The organism is Methylophilus flavus (assembly GCF_042678905.1).
In the GTDB taxonomy this organism is placed as follows: domain Bacteria; phylum Pseudomonadota; class Gammaproteobacteria; order Burkholderiales; family Methylophilaceae; genus Methylophilus; species Methylophilus flavus.
In genome coordinates this window covers 1892942-1913437 of sequence record NZ_JBHTLN010000001.1, presented here as the reverse complement: position 1 = coordinate 1913437, position 20496 = coordinate 1892942, and the positions used below count along the sequence as shown (strand labels likewise).

General features: G+C 48.0%; 22 protein-coding genes. 17 read left to right on the top strand and 5 right to left on the bottom strand.

Annotated elements, in window-relative coordinates; genetic code table 11:
• The 8 genes from ACFQ2T_RS09345 (at position 1) to ACFQ2T_RS09310 (ending at position 5139) form a co-directional block, all read left to right on the top strand.
• Positions 1-819, top strand: a complete 819-nt coding sequence (locus tag ACFQ2T_RS09345; protein WP_379033526.1) for a CheR family methyltransferase — start codon at positions 1-3, stop codon at positions 817-819.
• Positions 820-1431, top strand: a complete 612-nt coding sequence (locus ACFQ2T_RS09340) for a chemotaxis protein CheB (RefSeq protein ID WP_379033523.1) — start codon at positions 820-822, stop codon at positions 1429-1431.
• Entirely contained in the window at positions 1418-2617 is a 1200-nt protein-coding gene (locus ACFQ2T_RS09335; protein WP_379033520.1) for a hybrid sensor histidine kinase/response regulator, read from the top strand. Before ACFQ2T_RS09340 ends, ACFQ2T_RS09335 begins: the two co-directional genes overlap by 14 nt.
• A complete protein-coding gene (locus tag ACFQ2T_RS09330; protein WP_379033517.1) occupies positions 2614-2970 on the top strand; it encodes a response regulator in 357 nt (118 codons plus the stop codon). Before ACFQ2T_RS09335 ends, ACFQ2T_RS09330 begins: the two co-directional genes overlap by 4 nt.
• Positions 2967-3599, top strand: coding sequence for a hypothetical protein (locus ACFQ2T_RS09325; protein WP_379033514.1), 633 nt, complete (start codon positions 2967-2969; stop codon positions 3597-3599). The genes ACFQ2T_RS09330 and ACFQ2T_RS09325 overlap by 4 nt, the downstream gene beginning before the upstream one ends.
• Before the next feature lie 18 nt (positions 3600-3617).
• Complete coding sequence (locus tag ACFQ2T_RS09320; RefSeq protein WP_379033512.1) at positions 3618-3941, top strand: thioredoxin family protein; 324 nt, start codon at positions 3618-3620, stop codon at positions 3939-3941.
• A gap of 146 nt (positions 3942-4087) precedes the next feature.
• A complete protein-coding gene (locus ACFQ2T_RS09315) occupies positions 4088-4459 on the top strand; it encodes a hypothetical protein (RefSeq protein WP_379033509.1) in 372 nt (123 codons plus the stop codon).
• Positions 4460-4566: 107 nt separating this feature from the next.
• On the top strand, positions 4567-5139 hold the full coding sequence (locus ACFQ2T_RS09310) for a hypothetical protein (protein WP_379033507.1): 573 nt from the start codon (positions 4567-4569) through the stop codon (positions 5137-5139).
• 44 nt (positions 5140-5183) lie between these two features.
• Here ACFQ2T_RS09310 and ACFQ2T_RS09305 read toward each other — a convergent pair whose 3' ends face one another.
• Positions 5184-6107, bottom strand: coding sequence for a DNA-3-methyladenine glycosylase family protein (locus ACFQ2T_RS09305; protein ID WP_379033504.1), 924 nt, complete (start codon positions 6105-6107; stop codon positions 5184-5186).
• Positions 6108-6220: 113 nt separating this feature from the next.
• Here ACFQ2T_RS09305 and ACFQ2T_RS09300 point away from each other — a divergent pair, with 113 nt between their 5' ends.
• Entirely contained in the window at positions 6221-6421 is a 201-nt protein-coding gene (locus ACFQ2T_RS09300) for a hypothetical protein (RefSeq protein WP_379033502.1), read from the top strand.
• Positions 6422-6446: 25 nt separating this feature from the next.
• Here ACFQ2T_RS09300 and ACFQ2T_RS09295 read toward each other — a convergent pair whose 3' ends face one another.
• From ACFQ2T_RS09295 to ACFQ2T_RS09285, 3 genes are read right to left on the bottom strand one after another with little or no spacing between them, the layout of a single operon-like run.
• A complete protein-coding gene (locus tag ACFQ2T_RS09295) occupies positions 6447-7280 on the bottom strand; it encodes an alpha/beta hydrolase (RefSeq protein ID WP_379033499.1) in 834 nt (277 codons plus the stop codon).
• Between the two features lie 51 nt (positions 7281-7331).
• Positions 7332-7967, bottom strand: a complete 636-nt coding sequence (locus ACFQ2T_RS09290) for a glutathione S-transferase family protein (RefSeq protein ID WP_379033496.1) — start codon at positions 7965-7967, stop codon at positions 7332-7334.
• 38 nt (positions 7968-8005) lie between these two features.
• Positions 8006-8755, bottom strand: coding sequence for a glucose 1-dehydrogenase (locus ACFQ2T_RS09285; protein WP_379033493.1), 750 nt, complete (start codon positions 8753-8755; stop codon positions 8006-8008).
• Positions 8756-8906: 151 nt separating this feature from the next.
• Here ACFQ2T_RS09285 and ACFQ2T_RS09280 point away from each other — a divergent pair, with 151 nt between their 5' ends.
• The 8 genes from ACFQ2T_RS09280 (at position 8907) to ACFQ2T_RS09245 (ending at position 17894) form a co-directional block, all read left to right on the top strand.
• Complete coding sequence (locus tag ACFQ2T_RS09280; RefSeq protein WP_379033490.1) at positions 8907-9839, top strand: LysR family transcriptional regulator; 933 nt, start codon at positions 8907-8909, stop codon at positions 9837-9839.
• Between the two features lie 13 nt (positions 9840-9852).
• Complete coding sequence (locus ACFQ2T_RS09275; protein ID WP_379033487.1) at positions 9853-10299, top strand: YiiD C-terminal domain-containing protein; 447 nt, start codon at positions 9853-9855, stop codon at positions 10297-10299.
• 109 nt (positions 10300-10408) lie between these two features.
• Positions 10409-11890, top strand: coding sequence for a type I restriction-modification system subunit M (locus tag ACFQ2T_RS09270; protein ID WP_379033485.1), 1482 nt, complete (start codon positions 10409-10411; stop codon positions 11888-11890).
• Positions 11887-13077 (top strand): restriction endonuclease subunit S, encoded by a 1191-nt coding sequence (locus tag ACFQ2T_RS09265; protein WP_379033482.1) that lies wholly within the window; start codon positions 11887-11889, stop codon positions 13075-13077. The genes ACFQ2T_RS09270 and ACFQ2T_RS09265 overlap by 4 nt, the downstream gene beginning before the upstream one ends.
• Positions 13074-13724: a DUF6602 domain-containing protein gene (locus ACFQ2T_RS09260; protein WP_379033479.1), complete on the top strand. Its 651-nt coding sequence runs from the start codon at positions 13074-13076 to the stop codon at positions 13722-13724. The genes ACFQ2T_RS09265 and ACFQ2T_RS09260 overlap by 4 nt, the downstream gene beginning before the upstream one ends.
• An 8-nt stretch (positions 13725-13732) precedes the next feature.
• Positions 13733-17179 carry a DEAD/DEAH box helicase family protein gene (locus tag ACFQ2T_RS09255; protein ID WP_379033476.1) on the top strand — a complete coding sequence of 1149 codons (3447 nt, stop codon included), beginning with the start codon at positions 13733-13735 and terminating at the stop codon, positions 17177-17179.
• A 62-nt stretch (positions 17180-17241) separates the two neighbouring features.
• Positions 17242-17700 carry a DUF3800 domain-containing protein gene (locus tag ACFQ2T_RS09250; protein WP_379033473.1) on the top strand — a complete coding sequence of 153 codons (459 nt, stop codon included), beginning with the start codon at positions 17242-17244 and terminating at the stop codon, positions 17698-17700.
• A gap of 8 nt (positions 17701-17708) precedes the next feature.
• Positions 17709-17894, top strand: a complete 186-nt coding sequence (locus ACFQ2T_RS09245) for a DUF3800 domain-containing protein (protein ID WP_379033470.1) — start codon at positions 17709-17711, stop codon at positions 17892-17894.
• A 512-nt stretch (positions 17895-18406) separates the two neighbouring features.
• Here ACFQ2T_RS09245 and ACFQ2T_RS09240 read toward each other — a convergent pair.
• A complete protein-coding gene (locus ACFQ2T_RS09240; RefSeq protein WP_379033468.1) occupies positions 18407-20440 on the bottom strand; it encodes a sensor domain-containing protein in 2034 nt (677 codons plus the stop codon).
• Between the last annotated feature and the right edge of the window lie 56 nt (positions 20441-20496).

The window sequence follows — 20496 nt, the reverse complement described above, 5'->3', positions numbered from 1 at the left end:
ATGCAGCTGCAGGACGCCGAGATCGAGATCAAGTTGCTGATAGATGCCATCTATCTCAAATACAACTATGATTTCAGGGATTACTCCAGGGCCTCGCAAAAACGCAGGATAGAGCAGGGCATTACCGCGCTCAAATGCCAGACCATTTCCGAGTTGCAATCGCAGGTGCTGCACGACCCGGCCGTATTCATGCAGTTGCTGCAATACCTCACCATTCCCGTGAGCGAGATGTTCCGCGACCCCTCGTACTTCCTCTCTATCCGCGAGCAGGTGGTGCCGGTGCTCAAGACCTATCCTTCACTGAAAATCTGGGTGGCAGGGTGCAGCACTGGTGAAGAAGCCTATTCGCTGGCGATCCTGCTGCAAGAAGAAGGCCTGCTGGAGCGCAGCATTATCTACGCGACCGATATCAATCCCGTTTCCCTCGAAAAAGCCAAAAAAGGCGTGTTCCCGCTGGACCGCATGAAGCTTTACGGTGAGAACTACCAGGCCGCAGGCGGAAAGCGCTCGCTGGAGCATTATTACACCGGCGCTTATGGCGGGGCCCTGTTCGATAAAGCCCTGGCCGAAAAAATCACTTTTTCCGACCATAGCCTGGCGACAGATTCGGTGTTTTCGGAAACGCATTTTGTCTCCTGCCGCAATGTGGTGATCTATTTCAACAAGGCATTACAGAACCGCGCTTACGGCCTGTTTCACGAGTCTTTGTGCAGGCGCGGTTTCCTGGGCCTGGGCCATAAAGAAAGCCTGGATTTTTCCGCCTGTTCACACCTGTTTGAAGCGGTGGTGAAACGGGACAAACTGTTCAGGAAGTTATGAATGGTGAGCGGAATGGTGGCAGATGAACGGCTTCTGGCGATTAAAGCCATTGTGGTGGGCGCCTCTGCCGGAGGCATTGAAGCCATGATGCAGCTATTCTCGCCGCTGCCGCCTGACTACCCGTTGTCGATTATTTCGGTCATCCATATGCCGGATAACCATGACAGCCACCTGGCGGAAGTATTCCAGCAATGGACGCGCATCAAGGTGGAAGATGCCGAGGATAAGGCGGCCATCCAGAAGGGTAGGCTGTATTTTGCTCCGGCCGGCTACCATTTACTGATTGAGCAAGATGCGACGTTTTCGCTGAGTTGCGAGATGCCGGTCAATTACTCGCGGCCATCGATAGACCTGATGATGCAGACCGCAGCCCAGGCTTATGGCAGCGGATTGCTGGGAATCTTGTTAACCGGGGCCAACCTGGATGGCGCCATGGGTATGAAAAGCATCAAACAGCATGGCGGCGTGACCATAGTGCAGGCGCCGCTGGAAGCAAAATCGGGTACTATGCCGAAGGAAGCCATTAAATTGCAAACGCCTGACCTGATTCAAGGATTGACCGAGATTAAGAACGTGTTGCTGCGACTTGGGGATATACATGCCGTACAGTAACGAAAAAATCAAAGTGTTGATCGTCGATGACCTGAGTGAAAACCTGCGGGCGCTCGATGCCATCCTGCGGGCGCCTGACCGGGTGATCATGCAGGCGCGCTCTGGCCTGGATGCGCTGGAATTGTTGCTGGCACACGATTTTGCACTGGCGCTGGTCGATGTCGAAATGCCGGAGATGGACGGCTTCCAGCTGGCAGAACTGATGCGCGGCACCGAAAAAACCAGGCATGTGCCTATCGTGTTCGTCACCGCGGCAGGCATGGAGCTCAACTACGCTTTCAAAGGCTATGGTGCGGGCGCCGTTGACGTGTTGTATAAACCATTGGATATCAATGCGGTCAAAAGTAAGGCCAACGTGTTTGTCGAGCTGTTCCGACATCGCACCGCGTTTGAAAACCAGGTGAAGGCGCTGGAAGAAAGCCGCAAGGAACAGGAATGCCTGCTCCAGCAACTACAGGCAACACAGGCAGAATTGCAACATTCACTGAATATGCGTGAGGAATTTATGTCACTGGTCGCGCACGAAATGAGGACGCCGCTGAACACCCTGTTCCTGGAAGTACAGGTCAGGTTATCGCAGCTGGCAAAAAATAACCTCAGCATTTTCACGCCAGAACATCTGCAAAAGATGTTGGGTCGTGGCGAACGCCAGTTGAAAAGTATCATGCGCCTGATTGAAGATATGCTGGACGTTTCCCGTATCAAGAATGGCAAACTTTCCATCCAGCCGCAGGACGCCAATTTATCCAGCCTGCTCAGGCAACTCGCTGAAGACCTGACGCCGTTAGCCAGAGAGTCAGAGACGGAATTTGTGCTGGAGATCGCCAGCGAAGTAGAAGGCCACTGGGATGCGTTCCGCATCGAGCAGATCATTATCAACCTGATGACCAACGCCATCCGTTACGGCAAAGGCAAGCCTGTGCATGTTTCCCTGAACCTTGAGGGCGGACATGCCGTCATCAAGGTCGCTGACCAGGGCGTCGGTATCGCCGAGCACGAGCAGAAAAAAATCTTCGAGGCGTTTGAACGCAGCGGTGACAACGAAGTAAAAGCCGGGCTGGGCCTGGGCTTGTATATCTCGAAAAAACTGGCCGAAGCGCATGCAGGTGACATCAGCGTCATCAGCCAGAAAGACAGCGGCAGTACCTTTATCTTGCGTCTGCCCCTCAAGAGCGCGCCTGCATGAAAATCCTCGTTGTAGAAGATGACCTGGATACGCGTGAAATCCTGACCGAGCTGCTGGAAATGCACGGGCATGACATTAGCACTGCCAGCGAAGCGCAACAGGCCCTGGCCAGCATACGCAAGCAGGCGGATTTCGACCTGCTGATCACCGATGTCAACCTGCCGGGCATGTCTGGCATTGAGCTGGCGCAGGCGGCCAATAGCCTGCTTCCTGCGATTGCCATCATGATCTGTTCCGGTTATGGCGAGCAACAGTTCGGAGCCTTGCCGTTCCCGGTCACCTGGATACAAAAACCGCTGGAGATGGACTCGTTTCTGCAGGCGATAGAGCGCTTTTCCGGAGTGAATCAGTGAGTTCGACGGCCCACACTGAAGCGTTTGAAAAGTTACGCACAGAAGTGCTTAACCGGGTGATGCCCGGCCTGCGCCACAAGATGCTGGGTAAATTGCAGCCGGTGACTTTGCTGTCACAGGTGCTGAGCAGGAAATTATCCCTAGGCAGTGCCGATAACGCCTATGTGCAGACCCAGGTCGATGAAATCAAACTCAATGCACGCCTGCTCACTGTCGCCATGCAAAACCTGTTCACCTGGGTGGCACTGGATGCACCTGTCCAGCTCCCGGCGGAGGACTTGCTGGATGAATGTGTAGACCTGCTCAAGATGGAGTGTTACACCAACCATCTCATCATCACCAATCATGTCACTTCCAGGCAACCCCTCCCGGCGCTGGAAGCCAGGGTATTGCTCTGTGCGGGCATTATCCTGCTGGCAGACAAGCAGGCGCTGGAGAAAACGCTGGAAATCAGGGCTAGTGATGATGCAATCCAGTTCAAATGGAACAAGGCCTGTACAACCTCAGTCTCCAGCAATCCCGGCATGTTGCGTAACTGGGATTGGATCACCGATATTTCACCCGCATGCCAGATCGAAATGATTGATTCAGGCATACAGTTCAGTTTTCCAGTCGCTGACTTAGTATAAAAGCACTTGCTAACATAGATGACAGATAGTTCGCCCGCAGCAGAACCGACCCGCGCCGAAGTGGATAACCTTGCAGGTGCGACCCTGCTTGAGTTCGGCGCCAGCTGGTGCGGCCATTGCCAGGCCGCGCAACCCGCCATCAGGTCTGCTATGCAGCTGTTCCCGCAAGTGCGGCATATCAAAATTGAAGACGGTAAAGGCCGCCGGCTGGGCAGGTCATTCCATGTCAAATTATGGCCAACCTTGATCTTCCTCAAAGAGGGTATCGAACTCACGCGCCTGGTGCGCCAAAGCCAGGCGCAAGAATTAAACGATTCGCTGCAATCCATCACTGCGCCCTGAAGATGCATGCGGGTCAGCCAAATTTTCTTGCCAGATTTATCTGACAAAAAAATCAGATTTCCACCAGTTTTTATCCTACAAGTTTCAACCTACACTACCGCCATCTTAAGTAGTGCTTTTAATTAACAAAAACAGGTTGAACGAGTATGCGTACCCCGAACGAATTTGCAGAACAAATATTTGAAGTATTGAGTTTCTCGATCAACCAGGCATGCAATGAGCAGGATTGGTATCATGTCCGACGGGATGCGCTAGCTTACGGTTTCAAGCAAACAGATGTATCGACTACCTCTGCCTACGGTCAACGCTTTGACCTGCTGATCGAACCTGGTATCTACCTGTGCCTGCAATACCGCTCATTTGACCCTTCAGGTCCTTTCCAGAACTTGCCGGTGACTAATAAATTCGAGCTGACTTTCTACACAGAAAATGGAAAGATCAAATCGCACCAGAATAGCTTTGACGATCCGGTTGCCGCCAATGACAAATCTATCTGGCACGAGCTTTCGTTCGCCTGATTTGCATGGCGGAGACGTATAAAAACTAATCATGATTGGCCTGGCATTGATGTCAGGCCTTTGCACCACCTGATACCCAGATTTCAACCGGCCAAGGAGAAGACTGTATGTACCGCCCAAAAAACAACAACTTATGGTCCGGACTCCTGGTGGTGTACAGTGCACTATATGCTGCAGCCGTGATCGGCGCCGAGCCGACACAACTGTTTGAGCCTATCCGTTCTGTCCTGCAACATCCACGTTGCCAAAATTGCCATATTCCCGGTGATCAGCCCTTGCAATATGACCAGGGCAAACCGCACGCCATGCTGGTACAGCGCGGGATGGATGGTAAAGGCATGCCAGCGATGGAATGCAGCTCCTGCCACCAGCAAAAAAACTCCCCCGCCGTGATGGGTATGCATGCGCCACCGGGTGCGCCTCACTGGCAATTGCCATCACCGGAAAACAAAATGGTATTTATCGGCCTCTCGCCCAAAGACCTGTGCATGGTGCTGAAAGACCCGGCCCGCAATGGCGGTAAAGACGGCCAGAAACTGATTACTCACTTTGCTGATGACAAGCTGGTCGCCTGGGGCTGGAACCCCGGTGGCAACCGCACAGTGCCGCCACTCACCAAAGAGCAAACGGTCGCCGCAGTGAAACAATGGGTAAATGCAGGCATGCCTTGCCCGGCTTGATTTGAATATCATCGAGCCCTCACTTTTTAATCCCTGACATTGACTCAGCCAGGTGAGCGCGATTGCCAGGCCCATAAATGTGCAGCCAGCAAAGCGCGCCACGGGCTGAAAGGTTTGAGCCAATGCTCAGCCTCTTTATCGCTCAACTGCTCCAGTGCCATCAATCCCCTGATCGCGCGCCGTACCGCGGCATCCCCATGTAACGAGCCATCCAGCCAGCCATAGCCCCTGAGTAATGCGTAACTGATAGTCCACGGCCCAATGCCTTTGATGGCAGCCAGGCTATTAGCAATCAGCTCAGGCGATACCTGGTGATGCAGCCAGTCATCCAGTGGCAAATGCCCGGTAAGCATCAGCTCACTGACTTTCAACAGCGTATTCGCCTTGCTTTGTGACAGACCTGCCAGCCGCAATGATTCGACCGACATTTGCGACACCTGCGCTGGTGAAGGATAGCAATAAAAACCAGATGAATGCCTGATATTTGCCTGCTGGATAAATTTACGCCGCATGGCAATCGCCGCACTCAAACTGACCTGCTGGCCGATAATCGCCCATGTCAGGGCTTCAAACGGGCTGACACTTACCGGCACGCGTAGTCCCGCTTGCTCGGCAATCATTGCACTAAGCAATGGGTGCGTTGCAAAGGCCTGTTCAAACCCGGCAATCGCTTGCGTAAGCCCCAGTATATGTTGCACCAGCTGCAGTGTTTCTTCCCCGCCAATGTGCAGCAGCGGGTCATCCAGCGCCAGGTGATATTTCACTACATTCAAATCAAACACTAGCGTTAACAGGGCAGGGCGGTCTTTCCACACAATCGCTTTTTGCAGTGTGTTGCCGGTGACGCTTTCCGATACCGCCAGTTTGTCCCGGCCATGAAAAGTCAGGAAATCCTGCGGTCGGAATCCATTCGGTAAAGGCAAACGCTGCAATGGCAAAGTCTGTAACTGCAAAGTGGGTGATGACATAGGTTGAGGCAGTAAATTTGACTAATAGAATACACTTACCATGAAACACAAACGCGGATGCCTTGTCTGACCAGTGAGTAAGCTTTTTGTTTAGATATTTGAGGGAGAACCGTATGCCAGACAAGAATGATAAATCCAACAACCATGGACACCCACCTGAAACACCAGTCCTGGACGAAACCTCACTGTTACCACCCATCACCCACAAGAAAAATGACAAGCAGCCACCCGGTTCACACTCGGCTGAAATCGCGGCAGAAGTAGAAGAGGGTCAATTATCGCCAGGCGAGTTGAGTAGCGAGAATGACATTTAACAATATCAGCCTTGTTGGCTAGCTTTTATCCAGCAGTACTCTTATCCAGCAGTACTTGCCGGATCAGCTGGGTCAAATTGTTGAAACAAGGGTGCAGCGGTGAAGTCAGAGGGTGTGTACTATCTCCCAACCGACGCACCTGCACCGGCACCCCCGCCAGTAACAATTTCGCCGCATACGCTTCAGCTTCATCCCGCAGCGGGTGAGATTCAGTCGTCATAATGGTTGCAGGCGCCAGCCCGCCCAGGCGGCATGAGTGTAACGGTGACGCATAAGGGTGGGTGCAATCACTGGCGGTGGGAATATATTCCGCCCAGGCACGCCGGCACGGGCTATCGGCCGCATTCCCCATCGATTTCGAAGTCTGTAGCGCATCCAGCATCGGGTTGATCAATATCTGGCCCGCCAGAATTGTTTGCTTGTTAAAGGTCATCGCACGGTCGCGAAACAGCATGGCAACTACCGCTGCCAGGTTGCCACCCGCATGCTCACCGGCAACAAATATCCGCTTGCTGTCTGTGCCAATCTGCCTGGCATTGTCAACTACCCATTGGAGTGCGGCGAAGGCGACTTCAATGGTGGCGGGGAATTTCACTTCAGGGGCTAACGGATAATCCACACACACCACAATCGCCTGGTTTTCCTGATCGGTGAGCGCCTGATCGGTGAGCGCAGTCGCCAGCGCAAAAGCTTCTTCAATGTTGCCCGCATTAAACAGCCCGCCGTGGAAAAATATCACCACCGGTGATCTGGTTTGGCCGGGTCTTTTACCTGGCGTGCCGAAACCCTGCAACGTCACCGGTTGGCTGGTTGCAGGTGTTTGAAAAGTGGTGGTCCACATCAATGCTTTATTCGACAAAGCTTAATCACCTCGAAAATTTCAAAATCAATTTTTAAATGTTAACCGGTTTCAAATTTGGGGAATCGCCATCCCCCGTTGTACCGCAGGCCTTTCGCCTACGGTTTGCAGCCAGCGATGTAATGCCGGTTTGGTCGCCAGAGAGTCCTTGAGCACCTCTTTCAGGTACCCGGTAGCCGCCAAAGTCCATGCATAGCTCGCAATGTCGGCAATCGAATATTCGCTACCCGCCAGGTAAGTGTTGGTTTGCAGCTGCTTATCCATCACGTTCAGTAGCCTGTCTGCTTCCTCAGTAAATCTGGCAATCGCCAGCGGTGCTTTTTCCTGGCTGCGCACGGCAAAGAAACCCAGCTGGCCCAGCATGGGCCCCAAAGCGCTGGTCTGCCATTGCAACCATTCAAACGTGGTGTAACGCGCCTGGCCTGACGAGGCCAGAAACTGGCCGTGTTTTTCAGCCAGGTAGGTCAGAATGGCCCCACTCTCAAAAATCACCACAGGATCTTTGCCGGGTTCGGTGTCGACAATCGCCGGAATTTTGTTGTTGGGCGAAATCGCCCCAAACTCCGGCGAGTATTGTGCCAGCTTGCCCAGATCAACCGGGCTCACCTCATAGTCCAGTCCCAGCTCTTCCAGCATGATGGAAATCTTGCGGCCATTTGGTGTCGCCCATGTATATAAGTTGATCATTTGTTTTGCCTTTCAGTGCTACCTTAAATCTTTCAGTCTTAGCGTAAACCGCCGCCAGCCAGCAATTGTTCGCCAGTTAACCAGTATGAGTCATCCGAAGCCAGGAAAGATGCAATTGCGGCAATATCTCTTGGCTGGCCGCTACGGCCCAATGGCGTTTGTGCCACATAACCGGCTTCCATCTCAGAGCCGATCACGCCGGCAGTTTGTGTACCTTCAGTGACTACCAGGCCAGGGTTTAAGGCATTAACGCGGATCTTGCGTGGCCCCAACTCTTTGGACAACGAACCGGTGATCGCATCCACTGCGCCTTTGGTCGCTGTATACACCGCCGCACCAGGAGGTGTTAAACGGCTCACCACAGAACCAATATTGATAATGCTGCCGCCTTCACCCAAGTGTTTCACCGCTGCCTGGGTAGTTAACAACAAGCCCAATACGTTGGTGTCGAATTGTTTGTGGAAGTGTTCAGGCGTGATTTGTTCAATGGTGCCAAATTCGTAAATACCGGAGTTATTCACCAGGATATCCAGCCTGCCGAAGTTAGTAATCGCCGCATTGATAATGGCTTCAGCCGCACCCGCTTCGCCGACATTACCGCCTACTGCCACTGCTTTGCCGCCAGCCTGGGTGATTTCCGCGACTACCTTATCTGCACCCGCCTTGCTGGAAAAATAATTGACCACTACCGCCGCGCCATCCTGCGCAAACCGTTTGGCGATTTCGGCGCCTATGCCTTTAGATGCACCAGTAACGACTGCGACTTTACCTTCAAGTTTCTTGCTCATGAAAATCTCCTTAATTAAAAATATGAATGTTTGTTTAAAGTTTGTTTGAAACTGGTAACCACTATAAATAATTAAAAATCCGAGATAAATAGACTAAGTTAGCAATCACTGTGTTAATTTATTGCACAATCGATAGACATTTGAGGCATTGATGGATAGATTCGACACCATGCTGGCATTCACGCGGGTAGTGGAGCTGGAAAGCTTCACCAAAGCCGCCATGTCATTAAACCTGCCCAAAACCACGGTCTCGGCGCAAGTGCTGGCGCTGGAAAAACGCCTGCGGGTCAAACTGCTGCACAGAACCACCCGCCGCATCAGCGTCACCACCGATGGTGCAGCGTATTACGAACGGGCGATCAGGCTGTTGAACGAGCTCGAAGAAACCGAAGCAGCACTTCACCAGGCCACCAGCAACCCCAAAGGCCGCTTGCGGGTAGATGTGCCGACGCCGCTGGGGCGCCTGGTGATCATCCCCGCGCTGCAGGATTTTTTAAAACGCTATCCGGAAATCCAGCTCGAAATCGGTTGTGACGACAGGCCAATTGACCTGCTTGAAGAAGGCGTCGATTGCGTGATCCGCGTCGGTCATCCGCTGGATTCCACGCTGGTCGCCAGGCGGGTGGGCACCATGCAATTCCTGCTGGTTGCCTCGCCTGAATACCTGCAAACCTACGGCAGGCCCACCCACCATGACGATCTGCAACGCCATCAGGCCGTGCACTTCTTTTCATCCAAAACCGGCAAAGTGCGCAACTTCGTGCTTGAGCACAGTGGCGAAGAGCAAGAAATCCCCACCAACCGCAAACTTGCCATCAATAATGGCGATGCGATAGTTGCCGCCGCGCTGGCGGGCATAGGCGTCTGTCAGGTGCCCACTTTTATGGTGCAAGGCTATTTAAATGAAGGTAAGTTAGAAAGAGTGCTGGGCGATTACCCCACAGGCAGCCTGCCGCTGAATGCGCTATACCCGCAAAACCGGCACCTCTCAACCAAAGTGCGCACGTTTATTGAATGGGTCGCCGAGCTATTCGCCGAATGCCGTTTGCTGCAAAGCCAGCCAAAATTAAATAACAATAGTTAGAAAAGGAAGCACCATGGGCCAACTGGAACAGAACTTTGAAAACACCTTATTCAAGCTTATCCCTCAAACCAAAAACCTGGGGATAAAAATCACCAGAATCGAAGATCACCAGATCACGGTGCACGGCTCTTATGCATTAAACAAAAACCATCTCGATATCGTATTTGGTGGCAGCATTGCGGGCATTTCTATTACCACTGCCTGGTCATTAATGCAGTCTAAAATTGAGCAAGCAGGGCTTAAGGGTAATCTCGTGATCAAGAGCCAGGAGATTGATTATTTATTGCCGGTGAAAACAGATTTTGAATGTGTGGCGAGTTTTCAAGCCTTGGATGATTGGGAGAGTTTTAAAAAGACATACCAGGAAAAGGGCAGGGCAAAAGTTACAGTCACTGCACAAATCGTCAGTGAATCGAAAACCACATCAAAATTTCAGGGTGTATTTGTGTTGTACCAGTAACTCATTATGTGACCAAGACAATAGTATCGTGATGTAGGGGTTTGAATTAGAATTCACCCAGAGAAAAATAATGATTAAATCCCTTCATATAGATAAGTTGAAATAAGCAATGGTTACAGGTGAGTTAAAAAGCCAAGTCGATAAAATTTGGGAAACGTTTTGGACAGGGGGTATCAGCAATCCGCTGACTGTCATCGAGCAATTTACCTTTTTGCTATTCTTGCGTCGTCTGGATGAAAACCAACTGCTTGCGGAGAAAAAAGCCAACTTATTAGGCTCGGCTATCAAATCACCCTTGTATACCCCAGCACAAGAGCGTTTCCGCTGGCATTCGTTTGTGAACAAAGATCCTGAAACCATGTTTGATCTGTTCACAAAACCACAGACGGATGCAGACAACCTCAATGTTTTTGAACACATGAAACAGCTGGGTAATGAGGCTGGCGTGTTTGCACAATACATGAAGGGCGCCACCTTCATGATTCCACACCCTAAACTCCTGGATCAAGTTGTGCAGATGATCGCAAAAATCCAGATGGATGACCGCGATACCAAGGGTGATTTGTACGAATACCTGCTCTCAAAAATTGCTACGGCTGGCACTAACGGTCAATTCCGTACACCCCGCCACATTATCAAAATGATGGTGGAAATGATGCAGCCGACTCAGGAAGACACTATTTGCGATCCGGCCTGTGGCACGGCGGGTTTTCTAGTGGCGGCAGGTGAATATGTGCATCAGCATCATCCTGATTGGTTTCACGATGCCGCCTTTACTGCGCATTACAACAAAGACATGTTCACCGGCATTGAGTTTGACGCCACCATGTTGCGCATCGCCGCCATGAATTTGCAGCTGCATGGCATTGATCATCCGCAATTGATCGCCCGTGATGCATTGAGTGAAGCCAATGCCGACAGTCGTGATCAATTTAGCTTGGTTCTGGCTAACCCGCCATTTAAAGGCTCGCTCGATTACGATGGTGTAGAAAGCTCACTGCTCACCACAGTCAAAACCAAAAAAACCGAACTGCTGTTTTTAGGGTTAATTTTACGCATGCTCAAAGTGGGTGGCCGTTGCGCGGTGATTGTGCCCGATGGCGTGCTTTTTGGCTCATCCAACGCTCATGTGCAAATCCGCAAGACGCTGATTCAAGGGCATAAGCTGGAAGCCGTCATCTCTATGCCCAGCGGTGTGTTTAGACCCTATGCAGGCGTGAGCACGGCGGTACTGGTGTTTACCAAAACCAACCATGGTGGCACCGACAACGTTTGGTTTTACGACATGCAAGCCGATGGCTATAGCCTGGACGACAAACGCAGCCAGATTAAAGACAATGACATTGCCGATATTATTACGCGCTATCAAAACCGGCAAACTGAGGCTCACCGCAGCCGTACCGAGCAAAGCTTTTTGGTGCCACTGGTAGAGATTGAGGAAAACAATTGGGATTTGAGCATTAACCGCTACAAACAAGTTGTGTATGAGCAAGTACAGCACGATAGCCCCGCAAAAATTATTGCTGAGATTGAGCGTTTGGATGCAGAGCGGACACAAGCGTTGTTAGTGTTAAAGGGATTGTTGGCGTGAGTTGGATTAAGGCAAAACTCTCGGTTGTAGCGCCAGCAAGACCTCTCAAGGTTGCTCCTCTTAATGATGCGGATTTGGTTTGGCAGCTAAACTTAGATCAGATTGAAGCTGACAGCGGAAGATTGCTAGAATGTATTAAGCAACCTTACTCAAAAGCTGGTAGCTCAACGCATTGGTTCGATGAACGCTATGTTCTGTATTCAAAACTAAGGCCTTACCTCAACAAAGTACTGTTACCTCATCAAAGAGGCTTAGGCACAACTGAACTAGTACCTCTCTTACCCGACCCTGAAAAATTAGATAGAAAATATTTAGCTTTTTATCTTCGATCAAAACAGTTTGTTGAGTGGGTGTCATTGCGAACTGCTGGTGCAAAAATGCCTAGAGTTTCAATGCAACTCTTTTGGGAGCATGAAATTCCCTTGCCACCTCTCGCCGAGCAAAAAAAAATTGCCGCGATTTTGGATGGGGCGTATAGCCTAAGACAAAAAGACCAACAATTAGTCGTGCGTTACACTGCTCTCAGCCAATCCCTTTTTTTGGAAATGTTTGGCGATCCTGTGACGAATCCGATGGGATGGCCTGAAGCTAGACTTGCAGACCTGACAACTTTTGAAAATGGTGACAGGTCTAGTAATTATCCAAGTGGCAATGACATTAAAGATAATGGTGTTTTATTTTTATCAACAAAAAACATTACTGAAAGCAAATTGGATTTAGATATCGTTCAATTTATTTCTGAAGAGAAATTTAGATCACTATCTAGGGGTAAAGCTAAAAAAGGTGACCTATTAATTACATTGAGGGGCAGTTTAGGTAACTGCTGTATATTTGATTGTGAATATAGTTCAGCATTTATCAATGCTCAGATGATGATTATTAGAACAAAAAATCAAATATCAAATTTATTTTTACATTCCTTAATTACAAATCGCCAGTTTAACTCTATGTTGCAAGTTATTGGCAGAGGTGCAGCCGTTCAACAGTTAACAGCAACGCAACTTGCAAACCTTTATGTAATGACACCACCATTTGATAAGCAAACATTATTTGCCGAGCGCATTCAACTAATCGAAGTTCAAAAACAACAAGTCCAGCGCAGTTTAGAAAAATCTGAGAGCTTGTTTGATAGTCTTTTGCAAAATGCATTTACTGGTGAATTAACATCCAAAGGGGGTGTTAATTGAGTGCCGAATTGTTTTTTTATCTAGATGATTTGCTTATGCTTCAATCAAATGCAGCAGACCGCCATAACCATCGAGGTGTTTTAGGTGCAGTTAGAGAAAACTTCTTAACGCAGATGCTGAAAGAAAGAATTGATAACATTAAAGTTTGCACTGGTGAAATAACATCAACTTTAGGCGACCTTGGCCAGAACGATGTAATGGTAAGAAGGCCAGGTAGCCTTAATACTGAACTTGGGGGGCATGTAAGACTACCAGCAGCTGATTGTTCTGCAGTTATAGAAGTTAAATCTAATGCTAAAGGCAGTGAGATAACAGCTTTTGATGCGAAAGCAAAAAATATCAAAATTGACAACCCTAGCGCAATTTGTGGAATGGTTTGTTACAAGTTGTCATGTAAAAAAGAAACACTATTAAAAAGGTTTGGTTTTGTATTTGATGAAGAGATAGATGCTTTTGTTAAAGATGAATCAATAATCCCACAATATGATGGATTAGATTTTATTTTATGTTTGGATGAGGGCATTGAGAATGACCAGACAAAAGCCTTTTTTATCAAGCGCGATGAACAATATAATCTTTTCGTACGGCCCCCGTTTACTAAGTATTTCCTCATGGAAATAAATAGCTTGATTTCAAGAGGATTTTAGGGTGATTGATGAGTAATTTCAGCTTTCTACTTGCAGATTTTCCCGCCCTGCATGCCGATGCAGCGGAAGCTGAACAGCTCACTTTGATTTATCCAAAATCCGGGGCGATGAATTGTCGCAGCGCCTTAGAAAACGCGATCAATTGGTTGTATGACCACGACCCGAAACTGATTCGCCCGTTTAAATCTGAACTCAGCGCTTTGATGCACGAGCATTGTTTTGCCAGCCAGTTTAACCAGACCATGCTGGGCGAACTGCACCTGATACGCAAAACAGGTAATGTGGCCGCGCATGGTAGTAAAGTGAGCCAGCAGGATGCGTTAGCTTCACTCAAATATCTGTTCCGTTTTTTACGTTATTTGGTCACGTATTACGGTAAACAGGCACCAGCGCCACAAGTATTTGATGAGGGTTTGATTCCTTCAGGCAAAGCCAAACTCGAAAGTGCCGATCAAATTGCCGCTTTGCAACAACAGCTTGCAGCCAAAGAACTAGCCGCACGTGAAGCTGAACAAGTTCGGCAAAGGCAAGCGGAAGAAAATGCACAGTTAAAAGCCCAACTTCAACAGCAGCGAGCCGAACTCGCTGCGCGTAAACATACCCGCGAAAAAACCATTAGCTTTGAACAAGCCGCGCCGCTTTTGGTGAGTGAGGCGGAAACGCGCCGCCGTTATATTGATTTATCGCTAAAAGAGTGTGGCTGGGATAATTTAAAAGAAGGCACTGACCTGGAGTTCGAAGTGACAGGCATGCCCGCCAGCACTAACCCGACAGGTAAAGGGTATGTTGATTATGTGTTGTGGGGCGATGATGGTTTGCCGCTGGCTGTCGTCGAAGCTAAAAAGACAATGGCTGATGCCAAGAAAGGCAAACATCAGGCAGCGTTGTATGCCAATTGTCTGGAAGCGAAAACAGGTCAACGGCCTATTATTTTTTACAGTAATGGTTTTGAAACATACTTATGGGATGACCAGTTTTACCCAGAGCGTGAGGTGCAAGGTTTTTACAGCAAAGAAGAATTGCAGTTGTTGATTGCCCGCCGTCAGAGTCGTACCGATTTACGCGAATTTAAAGTGAATGCAGAAATAGCAGAACGAGCATATCAACTTGAAGCCATTAAGCGCGTAGCGGAAAATTTTGGCGCCACAAATAAGCAAGGTGAGCTAAGAGGTCGTGCCCGACAAAGTTTGCTGGTGATGGCAACGGGTAGTGGGAAAACACGAACTGCTGCCGCCATTGTGGATATGCTGACCAAGTGTAATTGGACTAAGCGGGTATTGTTTTTGGCGGATAGAAATGCCTTGGTCACGCAGGCGAAAAATGCTTTTAATGAATACCTGCCCAACCTGAGCTCGATTGATCTCACCAAAGAAAAAGAAGATAACGGCACACGACTGGTGTTTTCCACTTATCCAACCATCATGAACCGCATCGACAATGTCAATGATGGCGAACGGTTTTATGGCGTTGGGCATTTTGACCTGATTATTGTGGATGAAGCGCACCGCTCGGTTTACCAAAAATATAAAGCGATTTTTGCTTATTTTGATGCCTTATTAGTTGGCCTGACCGCTACCCCCAAAACTGATATCGACCATAACACCTATGGCTTGTTCGGTATTGAGGACGATAACCCGACTTTCGCCTACGAATTAGATAGTGCCGTAAAAGAAGGTTTTCTAGTCCCAGCAAAGGCCATGTCGGTACCGCTCAAATTTATCCGCGAAGGAGTGAGTTATCACCAGTTGTCAGAGCGCGAGAAAGCCGAATATGAAGAAAAGTTTGGCGACCCAACTACAGGTGAAGCGCCTGACGAGATTGATAGCGCCGCACTGAATAGCTGGCTGTTTAACACTGACACGGTGGATAAAGTACTTTTGCATTTAATGCAGGATGGGATTCATGTGCAGGGTGGCGAAAAGCTAGGTAAGACGATTATCTTTGCTAAGAACCATACGCATGCAATGTTTATCGAGGAACGTTTTAATAAAAACTACCCTGAATATGGTGGCAAGTTTTTGCGCGTCATTGATAACTACGAAAGCAAGGCACAAAGCCTGCTGGAAACCTTTGTTGATAAATACGAAGAAAAAGACCCGCAAATCGCTGTGTCGGTCGATATGATGGATACAGGGGTGGACGCACCACGTGTGGTTAATCTGGTGTTTTTCAAGCAGGTGAAATCGGCTACTAAGTTTTGGCAGATGATAGGGCGTGGTACAAGACTTTGCCTGGATTTATTTGGTGTTGGGCATCATAAAACCGAGTTTGTGATTTTTGATTATTGCCAAAACTTCGAGTTTTTTGGCGTGAACCCGGATGGTATAAAAACCAAAGCAATTAAGAGCCTTACTCAGCAGATTTTTGAAGCCAAACTGGAGTTGGCGATGCTGGTGCGTCAAGATGCTGACAGTAGTGAAGAAGAACGTGCACTTGCCGAGGGCTATATCGAAGACTTGCATCAAACCATCGCCACTCTCGATAGTGCCCGTTTTGTAGTCAAAGCCAAACTGCGCTATGTGGTGGAATATAGTGAAAAGGGACGCTGGCAGAATCTCTCTAAGGGTGATTTGCTGGATATCAATACACATCTGTCCTCTCTGGCTTTGCCAGCAAAAGAAGATGATGAGCTTGCCAAGCGTTTTGATATTTTGATCTTGAATTATCAATTAGCACTCATGACAGCTGCTTACAGTACTGATCGGTTTATTACACAAATCAGTGGCACGGCCAAAGCTCTATTGAAGAAACAAAATATCCCCGCTGTGGCAAAGCAAGTGCATTTATTGAATGAATTGCAGCTAGAGCAGTTCTGGAAAACCATCAATATCAACCGCCTGGAAAATGTACGGGTGTCACTGCGTGATTTGATTAAGTACTTGGATAAAGAAACGCGGCCTATTGTTGAAACCAATTTTGTGGACGAAATAGATTTCATCGGCGTGAAACAACATGACCTGATTCCAGCTTATGGTCGTTTACAAAGCTATAAAGATCGCGTGGAATCTTATGTGCGTGATCACAGTAATCACCTGGTCATTCAAAAGCTTAAGACCAATAAACCGATTACTGAAACAGAAGTGAATGCACTGGAAACCATCCTTTTTGATGGCACTACTGTTGGAACTAAACAAGAATATATTGAAACCTATGGTGACAAACCGTTAGGCGTTTTTATACGCAGTATCGTCGGTCTGGATGTCAATTCTGCGCAGGAAGTATTTGCTGACTTTATCCTGGCGGGTAACCTTAAAGCCGACCAAATGACGTTCATTAATAACATCGTCAGCTACCTCACCAAAAACGGCATGATTGATAAAGGTATGCTGTTTGAGCCACCTTTTACCAATATTCATCAAGATGGGTTGATTGGTGTATTTGGTGATGCTGATGCAAGAATAATAATCCAGTTGGTGGATACTGTGAATGACAATGCGTTGGTGAGGATGGGATAGTTTGAAGTCTAAAAGCTCATTTAATGCATTACTAACTCGGGTAGTGGGTTAGGAGCCATCGCTTGTTTATTTATTTAGACGAATCAGGTGATCTAGGTTTTGATTTCAATAAACAAAAAACCTCGCGATATTTCGTCATTACGTTATTGGTATGCCATCGAAAACAGGTTGTTGACGGAATAAATACAGCAGTTAAGCGTACTTTGAAAAACAAGCTCAACCAAAAGAAGCAAAACAAACGGGTAGTAACAGAGTTAAAGGGTGCAGAAACTAATTTGGTGGTAAAGGAGTACTTTGCGCGAAACTTGCCTGATGATGGATGGGATATTTATAGTGTAACCTTGAATAAAGCACGTGTTGAAGCGCACTTGCAAACTAAAGAAGGCAAAAAGAAACTATATAACTATTTAGCGCGGTTCATCCTGGAGAAAATACCATTCGCAGAGGATTTACCATGGGTTAACTTAATTGTTGACCGGTGTAAAAATAACGAAGAAATTAAAGATTTTATAGCTATGTAGAGAATCAGTTGCAAGCATTGCTACCCCTCAATTGTAAATTGACGATTGACCATTTGGCATCACATGAAAGTGCTGGATTGCAGGCCGTTGATATGTTTTGTTGGGGTTTTGCCAGGAAAGATGCTTTTGATGAAAACGATTGGTTTGCACATTATTGTGACCACGTTAGATACACAACAATCTATTTGGCTTAAGGATAACAGGCAAAAAAATAGACGGACCCTGATACGCTCTTTTCCCTAAGCTTATCGCCAACCGATGGGAGGAAACACTTAAGGCGCGTAAAAGGAATTACCCGTCAGAACCGAATCATAGTTAACTTTAGTTAGCTAAACAAGTCGTTTAGTTCAAATACTCTACATCGGAATTGAATTTACCGATTTATTCTCTTAAACCGCAGATTCCCGTGAGGCCCGCATATAAATCTCATCAAATGGTTTAGGTTTACTAAAGTAAAAACCATGTTCCACTTTGCAGTTAAAGCCTAATAAATAATTCGCTTTTTCAGCCCTCTCCACGCCGTCTGCAGCTCCTTACCTAAGCTTTTCGCTATCAAAATAATCACATAGGTTTTATCTGCTGAAACCTATACATATTCACTCAACATGTATAAAAAAAGCCGTTTTTTATACATGTTAATGGTTAGATGTATAAAAAAGAATAATTTCAATACACAAACTATTTAAGTGGGTTTCTTCCAAGAGGTCTATATATCAATCTCATCAAACGTCTTAGGCTTACTAAAGTAAAACCCTTGCACCACTTTGCAGTCACAATCTAGTAAATACTTGGCCTGTTCAGCCGTCTCCACCCCTTCTGCAACCAGCTCTTTACCCAAGCTTTTCGCCATTGAAATAATCGCCTGCACAATCAACCGGTGGTCGTTGTTATCTGCAATACCTTGCACAAATGACTGGTCAATTTTGATTTCGCTGACTGGGAATTTGTTTAGGTAGCTGAGTGCTGAATAGCCGGTGCCAAAGTCATCCAGGGAGATTCTGAAGCCCAGGCTATCCAGGCTTTTCAGGGTTTTTCTGATGTGCAGGCTGTCACTTAACAGCAGGCTTTCTGTGATTTCCAGGGTGATCCATGCCGGGTTGCAGTGGGTTTTCTTTAAAAGGTGCTTGATGGAGTTGAGCAGGTTGTTATGGATAAACTGGCGGCTGGATAAGTTGATGGCCACGCTGATCGGCTCTTCGCGGCCGGTGTTCCACCTGACGGCATCTTTGAATGCGGTTTGCATGATCCACTCGCCGATTTCGATGATGAATCCTGAATCTTCGGCGATGCCGATAAACCGGTTGGGCGGGATCATTTCGCTATGGTTTCGGTGCCATCTGAGCAGGGCTTCTACACCGACAATCTTGTTGGTCTCTAAATTCACTTGCGGCTGATAGTGCAGCAGGAATTCATCGTTTTGCAAGGCGGTGCGTAATGAGCGTTCGATGTCTATGCGTTCAATCGTGGTTTGCGAAAGATCAGACGAATAAAACTGGTAGTTGTTTCTGCCTTGTTTCTTCGCCTTGTACATGGCGATATCTGAATACTTCACAATATCGCTGACAACGCTGCTATGTTCAGGGCAAATCACGATGCCGATGCTGGCGGAAATGAACAATTCTGTGCCACGGATCAAAATCGGTTGCCTGATAGATTCAAGCACTTTTTTCGCGACTAGCCCTGCATTTTTGGGGTCTTTTACTTCTGATAGCACGATGGCAAACTCATCGCCACCCAGACGGGCGACGGTATCGGTGGGCCTTACAGACCTTTCTATCCGCCTCGCCATTTCGTATAGCAGCAAGTCACCTTCTGAATGACCGAGTAAATCATTGACGGCTTTAAAGCCATCCAGGTCCAGCATTAAAAACGCAAATGAAGAGGCTGACTGTTGCGATTGTTTGATGCAGTGATCCAGTACTTCCAGCAACGAAATCCGATTGGGGAGTTTGGTGATGGAGTCGAAATAAGCCAGGTTATTGATGCGGTCCAGGTTTTCATACGATTGCGTCATGTCTTGCCCGATGGCGATCACGGCGATGACTTCGTGGATGGCATTAAATTCGGGCGTTAATACCGTATCCATGATCTTGTGTTTGCCATTGCTGGTGATCAGCCTGAAGGCGACATGCTGGTCTTCACCGCTTTGAAACACTTCGCGGATACTTTGCTCAAAGGCGATGGCGAAGTCACCACCGGGATATTGCGAAGGGGTTTTGCCGATCAGGCTGGCGCAATCCACTTCATAAAATGCGGAGTTGGCATTATTGAGAAAGATGCGCTGGCAGTCGCGGTTGTACTTGGCGATGCAATTGGACGAGTTTTCTACGATGGATCTGTATTCGTGCTCTTTCTGGATATTCTCGGTGACATCCCTGGCGTAACCAAGAGAACCGACTACTTGACCATCGACCACCACCGCAGATTTGTAAGACTCTATCCAGTAATACTCACCGTCTGAATTTTTGATCGGCACCGTGACTGGGCTCGGTGAGGTACTGCGCATGGCTTTTTGATCACCATCGACATATTCCTGCGCCAGGTCAGGCGGGAAAAAATCAAAATCCGTCTTGCCGATCAGCTCTGCACTTGAATCTACGCCGACCATGTTGGCATAGGCAGTGTTCGCCACCAGGATGCGGCTGTTCACATCCTTCAGCCAGACCATGAAAGGGAAGTTATCGATCAATGTCTGGATGTATTGATCGCTCTCAATATGTTGATGTTGAATATTTTTCATGGCATGAACGAATATTTCTATATTGATCTATCTGTATCTTCCCACCATTAAAATTA